The 12,018-nt window shown below is 71.4% G+C and carries 9 protein-coding genes; 4 read left to right on the top strand and 5 right to left on the bottom strand.

The window, feature by feature from the left end; translation table 11 throughout:
* The first annotated feature begins 6 nt into the window (after positions 1-6).
* From nuoL to IEZ03_RS28530, 4 genes are all read left to right on the top strand, one after another.
* Positions 7-1,923 (top strand): NADH-quinone oxidoreductase subunit L, encoded by a 1,917-nt coding sequence (gene nuoL, locus IEZ03_RS28515; RefSeq protein WP_184889304.1) that lies wholly within the window; start codon positions 7-9, stop codon positions 1,921-1,923.
* Positions 1,920-3,500 (top strand): NADH-quinone oxidoreductase subunit M, encoded by a 1,581-nt coding sequence (locus tag IEZ03_RS28520; protein WP_184889302.1) that lies wholly within the window; start codon positions 1,920-1,922, stop codon positions 3,498-3,500. The genes nuoL and IEZ03_RS28520 overlap by 4 nt, the downstream gene beginning before the upstream one ends.
* A complete protein-coding gene (gene nuoN, locus IEZ03_RS28525; protein WP_184889300.1) occupies positions 3,497-5,095 on the top strand; it encodes an NADH-quinone oxidoreductase subunit NuoN in 1,599 nt (532 codons plus the stop codon). Before IEZ03_RS28520 ends, nuoN begins: the two co-directional genes overlap by 4 nt.
* 133 nt (positions 5,096-5,228) lie before the next feature.
* Positions 5,229-6,149, top strand: coding sequence for a polyprenyl synthetase family protein (locus IEZ03_RS28530; RefSeq protein ID WP_132043367.1), 921 nt, complete (start codon positions 5,229-5,231; stop codon positions 6,147-6,149).
* A gap of 99 nt (positions 6,150-6,248) precedes the next feature.
* On the opposite strand, the gene IEZ03_RS28535 is transcribed toward IEZ03_RS28530, so the two are convergent.
* The 5 genes from IEZ03_RS28535 to IEZ03_RS28555 form a co-directional block, all read right to left on the bottom strand.
* On the bottom strand, positions 6,249-6,878 hold the full coding sequence (locus IEZ03_RS28535; RefSeq protein WP_184889298.1) for a GTP-binding protein: 630 nt from the start codon (positions 6,876-6,878) through the stop codon (positions 6,249-6,251).
* Positions 6,859-7,281 (bottom strand): DUF742 domain-containing protein, encoded by a 423-nt coding sequence (locus IEZ03_RS28540; RefSeq protein ID WP_184889296.1) that lies wholly within the window; start codon positions 7,279-7,281, stop codon positions 6,859-6,861. Before IEZ03_RS28540 ends, IEZ03_RS28535 begins: the two co-directional genes overlap by 20 nt.
* Complete coding sequence (locus IEZ03_RS28545) at positions 7,278-7,703, bottom strand: roadblock/LC7 domain-containing protein (protein WP_132043230.1); 426 nt, start codon at positions 7,701-7,703, stop codon at positions 7,278-7,280. Before IEZ03_RS28545 ends, IEZ03_RS28540 begins: the two co-directional genes overlap by 4 nt.
* Positions 7,700-10,246, bottom strand: a complete 2,547-nt coding sequence (locus IEZ03_RS28550) for a sensor histidine kinase (RefSeq protein WP_184889294.1) — start codon at positions 10,244-10,246, stop codon at positions 7,700-7,702. Before IEZ03_RS28550 ends, IEZ03_RS28545 begins: the two co-directional genes overlap by 4 nt.
* A gap of 214 nt (positions 10,247-10,460) precedes the next feature.
* On the bottom strand, positions 10,461-12,005 hold the full coding sequence (locus tag IEZ03_RS28555; protein WP_229808639.1) for a prenyltransferase/squalene oxidase repeat-containing protein: 1,545 nt from the start codon (positions 12,003-12,005) through the stop codon (positions 10,461-10,463).
* Positions 12,006-12,018: the final 13 nt, after the last annotated feature.

The raw sequence follows: 12,018 nt of genomic DNA on the forward strand, positions 1-12,018 counted from the left end.
GCTGGGATGAAAGCGGAAGGCATCCAGGCCGCGTCCTGGCTCCTCATAGCGCTCCCGCTCGCGGGCGCCGCGATCCTCCTGCTCGGGGGGAGGCGCACCGACCGGTGGGGACACCTGCTCGGCGTCGCCATGTCGGTGGCCTCGTTCGCGGTGGGCGTGGCGATGTTCGCCCAGATGCTCGGCTACGCCGCCGACGAACGGCGGCGCACCCTGCACCTGTGGGACTTCATCGACGTCGGCGCGTTCAAGGTCGGCATGGACCTGCTGGTGGACCCGCTGTCCATCAGCTTCGTCCTGCTGATCACCGGGGTGGGCTCGCTCATCCACATCTACTCCATCGGCTACATGGCCGAGGACCCCGACCGCCGCAGGTTCTTCGCGTACCTGAACCTGTTCGTCGCGGCGATGCTGCTGCTGGTGCTCGGTGACAACTTCCTGGTCATGTTCATCGGCTGGGAGGGCGTCGGCCTCGCCTCGTACCTCCTGATCGGGTTCTGGCAGTTCAAGCCGACCGCCGCGACCGCGGCGAAGAAGGCGTTCGTCGTCAACCGCGTCGGCGACATGGGGCTGATCATCGCGATCGCGCTGATCTTCGCGACGTTCGGCACCATCGAGTACGGCGCCGTGCTCGGCACCGGCGCCGAGCACGCCGGGCTGGCGTCCCAGCTCAGCACCGGCACCGCCACCGCGATCGGGCTGCTGCTCCTGCTCGGCGCGTGCGGCAAGTCGGCGCAGCTCCCGCTGCAGTCCTGGCTCCTGGACGCGATGGAGGGCCCGACCCCGGTGTCGGCGCTCATCCACGCCGCCACGATGGTGACCGCCGGCGTGTACCTCATCGTCCGCGCCGGGCCGATCTTCGAGATGTCGGAGACCGCGCAGCTCGTGGTGACGATCGTCGGTGCGGCGACCCTGCTGTTCGGTGCGATCATCGGGTGCGCCAAGGACGACATCAAGAAGGCCCTCGCCGGCTCGACGATGTCGCAGATCGGCTACATGACGCTGGCCGCCGGGCTCGGCAAGGCCGGGTACGTCTTCGCCATCGCGCACCTCATCGCGCACGGCTTCTTCAAGGCCGGCCTGTTCCTCGGCGCCGGGTCCGTCATGCACGGCATGAAGGACGACGTGAACATGCGCCACTACGGCGCGCTCCGCTCGGTGATGATGATCACCTACGCCACGTTCGGCCTCGGGTACCTCGCCATCATCGGGTTCCCCGGGCTGTCCGGCTGGTTCACCAAGGAAGGGATCATCGAGGCGGCGTTCGACAAGGGCGGCACGTCCGGGGCGGTCCTCGGCGCGTGCGCGCTGCTCGGCGCCGGGATCACCGCGTACTACATGTCGCGCGTGATGTTCATGACGTTCTTCGGCGAGAAGCGCTGGGCGGACGACGTCCACCCGCACGAGTCGCCGAAGATCATGACCGTCCCGCTGATCCTGCTGGCGGTCGGCTCGCTCGCCGCGGGCGGCTTCCTGATCCTCGGCGGGTTCGCCCACTTCCTGGAGCCGGTCGTCGGGACGCCCGAGAAGGAGCACCACTTCGCGCTGATCACCCCGACCGGCGCGGTCTCCCTCGTCCTGATGGTGGCCGGGGCGGCCATCGCGTGGCGGCAGTACGGCAGCCGGAAGGTGCCGCGTGAGGCGCCCAAGGGCTCGTTCGTCACGGTCGCGGCGCGCAAGGACCTCTACGGCGACGCGCTCAACGAGTCGCTGCTGATGCGTCCCGGGCAGTGGCTGACCCGGCTCGCCGTCTGGTTCGACGGGCGCGGCGTCGACGGCCTCGTCAACGGCACCGCCGCCGGCATCGGCGGCACGTCCGGCCGGCTCCGGCGCGTCCAGACCGGCTTCGCCCGCTCCTACGCCCTTTCGATGACCTTCGGCGCTGCGCTCGTGGTCGCCGCGCTCCTGGTGGTGAACGTTTCATGAGCGACTTTCCCTGGCTGAGCGTCCTCATCGCGCTGCCGGTGGTGGGCGCGGTGCTGGTCAGCGTCATCCCGCGCGAGCGGGAGGCGCTGGTCAAGCAGGTCGCGCTCGGCGTCTCCGTCCTCGTCGCGGTCCTCGCCGGGATCATGGCGGCGGGCTTCGACGCGGGCGGGCCGCGCTTCCAGTTCGAAGAGCGGTACTGGTGGATCCGGGAGTTCGGGATCCACTGGGCGCTCGGCGTCGACGGCGTCTCGCTGACGCTGATCCTGCTGTCGGTCATCCTCGTGCCGCTGGTCATCCTCGGCTCGTGGGGCGAGGCCGACCGGTCCGGCGGGGTGGACGTCCCGCCGAAGCGGTCGGTGAAGACCTACTTCGCGCTGCTGCTGTCCCTCGAGGCGACGATGATCGGCGTCTTCGCGGCGACCGACGTTTTCGTCTTCTACGTCTTCTTCGAGGCGCTGCTCATCCCGATGTACTTCATCATCGGGTCCTACGGCGGCGCGCAGCGCTCCTACGCCGCGGTGAAGTTCCTGCTGTACTCGCTGTTCGGCGGGCTGCTGATGCTCGTCGCGGTCATCTGGCTCTACCCGCTGTCGGCGAAGCCGGCCGCGGAGGGCGGCCTCGGGCAGGGCACGTTCCTGTTCACCGAGCTGTCGAAGCTGGACATCGACCCGACGACGGCGAAGTGGCTGTTCCTCGGCTTCTTCATCGCGTTCGCGATCAAGGCGCCGATGGCGCCGGTGCACACCTGGCTGCCGGACGCGGCGCAGCAGTCCCCGGCGCCCGCGCTGGTGCTGCTCGTCGGCGTGCTGGACAAGGTCGGCACGTACGGGATGCTCCGGTTCTGCCTGGAGCTGTTCCCCGGCGCGGCCCGGTGGGCGACGCCGGTCGTGATCGTGTTCGCGGTCGCCAGCATCATCTACGGCGCGATCCTCGCGATCGGGCAGGTCGACATGAAGCGGCTGGTCGCCTACACGTCGATCTCCCACTTCGGGTTCATCGTGCTCGGCATCTTCGCGATGACGTCGCAGGCCCAGTCGGGCGCGGCGCTGTACATGGTGAACCACGGGTTCGCCACCGGCGCGCTGTTCCTCGTCGTCGGGTTCATGATCGTCCGGCGGCGGTCGGCGCGGATCGCCGACTACGGGGGCATGCAGAAGGTGGCGCCCGTCCTCGCCGGGTCGTTCCTCATCGCCGGCCTGTCGAGCCTGTCGCTGCCCGGCCTCGCGCCGTTCGTGTCGGAGTTCCTCGTCATCGTCGGCACGTACACGCGCTACCAGTGGGCCGCGATCGCGTCCGTCATCGCGGTCGTGCTCGCCGCCGTCTACATCCTGTGGATGTACCAGCGGACCATGGGCGGCCCGGCCGCGCCGGCCGTCGAGGGCCTGAAGGACCTGTCCGTGCGGGAGAAGTGGGTCATCGCGCCGATCCTCGCGATCATCGTGGCGATGGGCTTCTTCCCGCAGCCGGTACTGCACGTGATCAACCCGTCGGTGAACGAGACGCTGGCCCGCGTCGACCAGCGGGACCCGGCGCCGGACGTCACCGGTAACGTAGCCGAGAACGGAGCCCGTCCATGAGCACCAGCAGTCACGTGAGCGCGGTCCTCGCGCAGGGGGGTGAGATCCCCGCGCCGCACATCGAGTACGGGCAGGTCGCCCCGATGCTGCTGGTCTTCGGCGCCGCCGTCCTCGGCGTCCTCGTCGAAGCGCTCGTCGGCCGCCGCTCCCGCTACTTCGTGCAGGTGCCGATCGCGTTCCTCGGCCTCGGCGCCGCGTTCGTCTGGACGATCGTGCTGGGCTGGCGCGAGAACCCGCACAGCGTCGCCGCCGAGGGCGCCCTCGGCGTGGACGGCCCGACCCTGTTCCTGCAGGGCACCATCCTGGTGCTGGCGCTGGTCAGCCTCCTGCTGATCGCCGACCGCGGCACCGGCCGGACGGGCGGCGCCGTCGAGGGGCACTTCGCCGCGCAGGCGTCCGCCCTGCCGGGCAGCGAGGCGGAGCAGCGCACCGCCGAGGCGGGGGCCGTCCAGACCGAGGTCTACCCGCTGATGATGTTCGCCGTCGGCGGCATGATCATGTTCCCGGCGTCGAACGACCTGCTCACGATGTTCGTGGCGCTGGAGGTGCTGTCGCTGCCGCTGTACCTGCTGTGCGGGCTCGCCCGCCGCAGGCGCCTCCTCTCGCAGGAGGCCGCGGTCAAGTACTTCCTGCTGGGCGCGTTCTCCTCGGCGTTCTTCCTGTACGGCATCGCGCTGCTGTACGGGTACGCCGGGTCGGTGCGCCTGTCGGACATCGCCGCGCAGATCGCGCGGGACGCGGGCAACGAGAGCCTGCTGCTCGCGGGCGTCGCGCTGCTGTCGGTCGGGCTGCTGTTCAAGCTCGGCGGCGTCCCGTTCCACATGTGGAAGCCGGACGTCTACCAGGGCGCCCCCACGCCGATCACGGCGCTGATGGCGTCGTGCACCGTCGTGTCGGCGTTCGGTGCGATCGTCCGCGTCTACTACGTCGCGTTCGAGACGCTGGAGTGGGACTGGCGGCCGTTCATGTGGGCTGTGGCCATTCTCACAATGGTCGTCGGGTCGATCGTCGCGATCACCCAGACCGACATCAAGCGGATGCTGGCGTACTCATCCATCGCGCACGCGGGGTTCCTGCTCCTCGGCGTGATCGCCACGTCGCCGAACGGCCTGTCGAGCACACTGTTCTACCTGCTCGCCTACGGCTTCGCCTCCGTCGGCGCGTTCGCCATCGTCACGATGGTGCGGGACGCGGGCGGCGAGGCGGGCCACCTGTCGCGCTGGGCGGGGCTCGGCAAGCGTTCCCCGGTCGTCGCCGGAACGTTCGCCTTCTTCCTGCTGGCGTTCGCCGGAATCCCGCTGACCAGCGGTTTCACCGGGAAGTTCGCGGTGTTCAAGGCGGCGGTCGAGGAGGGCGCGACCCCGCTGGTGATCGTCGCGGTGATCGCCTCCGCCGTGGCGGCGTTCTTCTACGTCCGGGTGATCGTCCTGATGTTCTTCAACGACCCCGACCCGGACGGCCCGGTCGTGGTGGCCGGCCCGGCGACCGCGGTCGCGGTCGCGCTCGGCCTGACGGCTACTGTGGTACTCGGCGTGCTCCCACAGCCCATTCTGGACCTTGCGGGACAAGCCACGACCGACATGTTCGTCCGGTAGGGAGTCCTGGGTGAGCCACCCATCTGCTGAGAAGTCCGGCGGGCCGGCCGAAGCGGCGACCGGCCCGTTCGGGCTTCCCGTCGACGCCGCCCTCGCGGCGGACGCCGCCCGCCGCCTCGCCACCGTCGAGGAAATGCTGACGGAGTGCGTGCGCGGCGACGACGCGCTGCTCACCGAGGCGTCCCGGCACCTGGTCGAGGCGGGCGGCAAGCGGTTCCGGCCGATGCTGGTCCTGCTGGCCTCCCACTTCGGCGACCCGGACGCGCCCGGCGTCGTCCCCGCGGCGGTCGTCGTCGAGCTCACCCACCTCGGCACCCTCTACCACGACGACGTCATGGACGAGGCGCCCGTCCGCCGCGGCCAGGAGTCGGCCAACTACCGCTGGACCAACACGGTCGCCATCCTCACCGGCGACTACCTGTTCGCGCGCGCGTCCGACCTGCTCGCGGACCTCGGCCCCGAGGCCGTCCGCGTCCAGGCCCGCGCGTTCGGCCGCCTCGTCCGCGGCCAGATGCAGGAGACCGTGGGCCCCCGCTCGGACGACGACCCCCTGAAGCACTACCTCCAGGTCGTCGCCGACAAGACGGCGTCCCTCATCGCCGTCTCCGGGCACTTCGGAGCGCTGCTCTCGGGCGCTTCCCCCCACGTGGTGCACACCATCACGTCGGCGTGCGAGAAGATAGGCGTCGCCTTCCAGCTCTCCGACGACATCCTCGACATCGCCTCCGAGACCGAGGAGTCCGGCAAGACGCCCGGCACCGACCTGCGCGAGGGCGTCCGCACCCTTCCGATGTACCACGTCCTCGGCGGCATCGGCTCCGGCCCGGACGACGCCCGCCTCCGCGAGCTCCTCGTCCAGGACCTCTCCGAGGACGACGCGCTCCACGCCGAGGCCCTCGCCCTCCTCCGCGCCCACCCGGCCATGGACCGCGCCCGCGCCGACCTGCGCCGCTGGGCCGAGGACGCCCGCACCGAACTCCTCACCCTCCCCGACATCCCCGCCCGGGACGCCTTCACCGGCCTCTGCGACTACGTCGTATCGAGAACCGGATAGGTCGGCCCGGGGAACCCCCGGCATCTGCAACGCGAGGCCGTGTGCCCGCCGACGTCGGTCGGCGCGCACACGGCCTCGTTGTCTTCTAGGCGTTGTTTTCTAGGCGTTCTGGGGTTCGGGTTCTTCGGTCAGGCCGCGGGACTTCATGGCGTGCAGGACCAGGTCGATGAGGACCTGCTTGCAGGAGTCGAGGTCGCGGGCGTCGCACAGCATGACGGGGACCTTGGGGCCCAGGTTCAGGGCCATCTGGATCTCCGCCAGGTCGTAGCGCTTGGCGCCCTCGAAGCAGTTGACCGCGACGATGAACGGGGTGTTGCGGCGCTCGAAGTAGTCGACCGACGGGAAGCAGTCGGACAGGCGGCGGGTGTCGGCGAGGACGACGGCGCCGAGGGCGCCGAGGGAGACCTCGTCCCACATGAACCAGAAGCGTTCCTGGCCCGGCGTGCCGAAGAGGTAGAGGACGTAGTCCTCCTTCATCGTGATGCGGCCGAAGTCCATCGCGACGGTGGTGGTGTCCTTGCGCTCGACGCCGGAGATGTCGTCGACGCCGACGCCTCTGTCGGTGAGGACCTCCTCGGTGCGCAGCGGCCGGGTCTCGGACACCGTCGCGACCATCGTGGTCTTGCCGACGCCGAATCCACCCGCGATCACGATCTTTACCGCCGTGGGGAGCCTGCGGGCGCGCACGCCGTGCCGTCCGCCCCCGGCGCTAGAGGGCCCGGAGACCATCGATCACCGCCTTGTAGAGCCTGATGTCGTGCATGTCCGCCTCGGGTTCGGGTTCCTGCATCGAGACGAACCCCTTGTCGAGGAGGTCGCCGAGCATCACCCGCACGGTCGCGACGGGCAGGTCGAGGTGGCCGGTGATCTCCGCCACCGACATGACCGACTGGCAGAGCCGGATGATGGCCAGGTGCTCCGGCCCGAGGCCGATCGCGCCCTCCGGCTCGGGGCCGACCGCCACGACGAGCGTGATCAGGTCGAACTCGCCGCGGGTCGGCTCGATGCGGCCGCTGGTCATCACGTAGGGGCGCACCATCGGGCCGGCCTGCTCGTCGAGCAGCCGGCCGCGGGCGGCGGGGGGCACCGTATCGTCGGGCCACTGGTCCTGCGGATCCTCGGGGGGCATCATGTCGCGCCTCCCTCGGCGGCGGACTCGGACCGCGCCGGGGTGGTGAGGTGGTGGCCCATGGCCGTGACGAGCATCGCCATCTCGTAGGCGATGAGGCCGACGTCGGCCTCGTCCCCGGCGAGGACGGCGAGGCAGGCGCCCTTGCCCGCCACCGTCACCAGCATGAACGCCGACTGCATCTCGATTATCGTCTGCCGGACGGGGCCGCCGCCGAAGCGGACGCCCGCGCCCTTGGCGAGGCTCTGGATGCCGGCGGCGACGGCGGCGAGGTGCTCCCCGTCATCCTGGGTCATGCCCTCGGAGGACGCCATCAGCAGGCCGTCCGCCGACAGCACGACGGCACTGCGGGTGTGCGGCAGCCGGTGGACCAGATCGTCCAGCAGCCAGCCCAGATCCGAGGTCGAACCGGTCTTCTGCGTCACTGATCTTCCTCGCCTTCCGCTGCGTTCTCGCGCCTTTCCTGCCGTTCCGCCTGGGCCGCGTCAGAGCGGCCCTGCCTGGTGCCCCGCTGGTAGGAACCCATGATCCGCTGGATCTCCTCGGGAGAGCGTCCCGGGTCCTCCACCTCCTCCTGCTCCTCGGCGGCGGTTTCGTCCGCCCGCAGGGGCTCGGCAAGGTTCGCCTGGGGCACCCGGACGGGCAGACCGGACGGTGTGGTGGAGATATCGGGCACGGGTGGCTGATCCTCCGGCTCGGTGGTTGCGGATTCACCGCCGTCTTCGGGGGCGGCACCCTCGGGAGAGCGTGCGCGGTCCGCGCGGGACGGCGGCGCGGTGCCGCCGTCCGGTGCGCCGTCCGGTGCGCCGTCCGGTGCGCCGTCCGGTGCGCCGGGCGGCTCCGCCGCGGGCGGCGGCACGGCCACGAGCGCGGGCCCGGTGGGCTGCGGGCCGGTGGACGCCGGACCGGTGGACGAGGGGGACAGCGTCGCGGTCGCACCCGACGACCTGGCCGCCTGGGCATCGGCGCCCTGCGCCGCCGGCCGCCCGCCCGCGGCCGCGCCGGCCGTCGCCGGGCGGCGGACCTCCAGCCCGTTCTCGGTGGTGGCGCCGGCCGCGGCGGGCGTGGCGCTCGGCTCGGCGATCAGGTCCCGGGGGATGACGACCACGGCGGTCGTGCCGCCGTAGGCGGAGCGCTTCAGCGAGACCTGCACGTTGTACCGCTCGGCGAGCTTGCTGACCACGAACAGGCCGAGCTGCACGGAGCTCTGCAGGTTGAAGTCGGGCGGGTCGGCGATCCGCGCGTTGATCTCGTTCAGCTTGTCGTCGGTCATGCCGAGGCCGCGGTCCTCGATGTCGATGGCGAAGCCGCTGGCGACGAGGTGCCCGCCGACCTGCACGACGGTGTCGGGCGGGGAGAACGACACGGCGTTCTCGATGAGCTCGGCGAGCAGGTGGGTGACGTCGCCGACGGCGCGTCCGGCCAGCTCGACGGGGCCGAACGGCAGGACGGTGACGCGGGTGTAGTCCTCGACCTCGCCGACCGCGGCGCGGACGACGTCCACCATCGGGACGGAGTTGCGCCACCCGCGGGCCGGGAGGGCGCCGGAGAGCACGATGAGGTTCTCGGCGTTGCGCCGCATGCGGGTCGCGAGGTGGTCGAGCCGGAACAGCTCCTCCAGCTCCTTGGTCTCGATGTCGCGGCGCCGCTCCATGGTGTCCAGCATGGTGAGCTGCCGGTGCACGAGGGTCTGGGTGCGGCGGGCCAGGCTGAGCAGGACGTCGCGGATGCCGCGGCGCAGCTCGGCCTGCTCGACGGCGGTGCGGATCGCGGTCTCCTGGACGGCGTTGAACGCGCGTCCCACCTGCCCGATCTCGTCGCTGCCGAACCGCAGCGGCGGCGCCTCGACCGCGACGTCCACCTTCTCGCCGTGCCCGAGCCGTTCGACGACGCCGGGCAGCCGGTGCTCGGCCAGCTCCCACGCGGCGCCGCGCAGCCGTTCGAGCTGCCGCACGAGGGCGCGGGCCGTGGTGACCGAGACGATGATCGACGCGATGACCGCCAGCAGGCCGAGACCGCCGGCCAGCGCCAGCCGCGAGACGACGCCGACGGCGACCGGGTTGGCCTGCTCGACGACGCGTTCACCGGCCTCCTGGACCGTGTCGCGCATCTCGTCCAGCGCGGGTTCGGTCGCGGCCCGCCACTGCTCGGAGGTAATCGGCGGGCGCTGCGACCCGCGGGCGGCGCGCGCCGCGGTCAGCTGGTCCTCGACGGCGTTCAGCTTGGCGAGCGCGCCGCTGGTGGTGAGCCGGCGGTACGCGATGTCGTCCTGGCCCTGCAATTGCGCGAGCGCCTTCTCCGTGGCGTGCCGGCGCGCCCCGGAAATTCGTACGAAACGGGTCAAATCGTCCGCTGTGAGATGCCCGGAAGCGAGCGCGCCCGCCACTAGCGCGTCCTCCTGGGAGAGGATTTCCCAGGTCTGGTTCAGCTCGATGAGATTGCCGGTGGCTTTCGCGATTTCCTCGTCGTCCAGCGTGCCGATCCCGTCGTACATCCGGAAGATCGAGCCGATCGTCGTGGTGTAGGCGTCCACGGCGGGTTCGCGGGCGACGGCGCGGGCGTCCACCGCGTCGCGCTGGTCGCCGAGCTTGTCCAGCCGGCCCAGCATCGCGTCGACGAGCTTCTCCAGGTCGGCGTCCGCCGCCCGGCGCAGCGACGCGCTGTTGGCGCCCTCCCGGAGCGCGGCCGCCTCCTTGTCGGTGCGGATGCGCTGCTCCCGCAGATCCTGTAGCAGCGCCTGCTGTCCCGGCCCGGAGCGGGCGAGCCAGATCGCGGTGAGCCTGCGCTCGCGCTGCAGCTCGACGAGGAGGGGGTCGGAGGGGGTGGCGAGTTGGCTGTCGTAGGTGCTGACCCACAGCAGGTTGACGCCCTCCCGGAGGGTCACCCACGCCGCGAAGGCCCACAGTGCGGTCATGGACAGCAGCAGGGCCGCAATCTTGGTCCGCAGTCGGGAGTTGCGGAAGCGCATGATAATCGCCCTAACAATGTATTTAAGAATCTGCAACCGGCGCGGTGATGATAAGGGGCGCTGGAGGCTCGGGACGGCGGGCCGCGGTGGCGGCCGGTCCCCTCCGTACGGGGCAGAACACTAGCAATGCGAACGATGCCCCTCAAGCGGAATGACTTGGTCTGAAGTGGCGTTCCGCTAGTTGCTTAACGTCCTTCCGACCATATGACGAAATTCACTCTTTGTTTTCGTGCGTTCCCGCCGTCTCGATGAGATGGAGCCCGGCCAGGATCGCGGCGCGGACGATCGCGCTCGGATGGTAAAGATCCTTGTCATGCCAGAGCGGGGGATGGGCGCCGTCCGGCATGGAAAGGCCGCGTAGCAGTGCGTCGCGGCCGCGCGCCGCCGCGCGGACCGCCTCCGGTTCCGGCGGCCGGCCCGTGAGCAGGAGAGTCTGGACGGCGTACGCAGTCTCCTCCGCCGTCCCGTCCCAGCGGCCCCACGACCCGTCCGGACGCTGCGTCCGCAGGATCCACGCCCGCGCGCGCCCGGCGGCGTCCGCGCCGCGCCCGGCTCCGCCGAAACGTTCCAGCGCGAGCGCGCAGGACGCCGTCGCGTAGTACGGGGACGCGTGCCAGCGGTCGGTCCAGGCGCCGTCGTCGCGCTGCTGCTCCAGCAGCCAGCCGCCGACCTTCTCGATCGTCGCCTCGTAGCGGCGGACGTCCCGGTCGCCGCCGCGCGCCGCGGCGCCGGTCGCGAGGAACTCGCCGAACGCCTCCAGCACGTGCGCGTTGGTCGTCGTGGAGAATCCGTCCTCGCCCTTCCAGGTGCAGAAGTGCGTCGACGTCTCGTAGTTCCAGAGCGGGTCCGGCGGGTGCGGCGCGCCGAGGAGGGCCAGCGCGTACAGCGTCCCGGCGGTCGTGTCGGCGTCGGCGGGCAGGCCGGCCGCCGTGGCCGTCCCCTCGGCGCGGAGCGGGGCGGTGAGGCTCAGCACCACCTCCGGCGGGACGGGGACGGAGATCCCGGCGCGGCTCAGCCAGCTCAGCACCCAGCCGCGCTCGAACACCGTGAGCGGGTAGGCGACCGGGACGACGCCGTCGTGCATGGCCGCGACCGTCTCCAGGTACCAGCGCGCCGGGGTGCTCGGGTCGGCGGGCGCCCGGTCGCCGAGCCACGCGGCGGTGGCCGCGGGGGACGCGCCGATCGCGCCGGTCGACTCCGGGCCGGTCCCCGCGAACCCGTGCGCCGCCGCGCCGCCGATCTCCAGCGCGTGCATCAGCTTCTTCGGCGGCCGCGCGCCCGACCGCAGCAGGTCGCGGACGAGCGCCAGCCTGGTGCCGTCCATGCTCGCGGGCAGCGGGAGGCCGTCCCGGGGGAGGGCCGCGGTGCCGAGGTCGCCGAGGTGCCGGTTGATCCGCTCGACGAGCGACGGCACGATCAGCTCGATCGCCGGCATGTCCGGCTGGGCCGCGGCACCGGGCGGGGACGCCCAGGTGCCGCCGGTCAGCAGCTCGCGGAGCCTGCTCAGGCCGCGGGCGGCGGCATCGGCCACGTCTTCGGCGGGCTGCGGTTGGGCGGGCTCTTCCTCGTCCGGGCTCTCCGCTCGGACGAGGACGGACAGGAGCGCCTCCGTCGCGCTCAATGTGGGCACGAGCGCGTACCCGTCGTGGGGGAGGCCCCAGCCGCCGTCGGTCCGCTGCGTGTCGAGGAGGAACGCGATCCGCCGTTCGTGCCCCGTCAGCCAGGGGGCGAGGGAGACGACGCGACCCGTCTCGTACACCGACGGCGACACC

The sequence above is a fragment of the Actinomadura livida genome (assembly GCF_014648675.1).
Classification (GTDB): Bacteria; Actinomycetota; Actinomycetes; order Streptosporangiales; family Streptosporangiaceae; genus Spirillospora; species Spirillospora livida.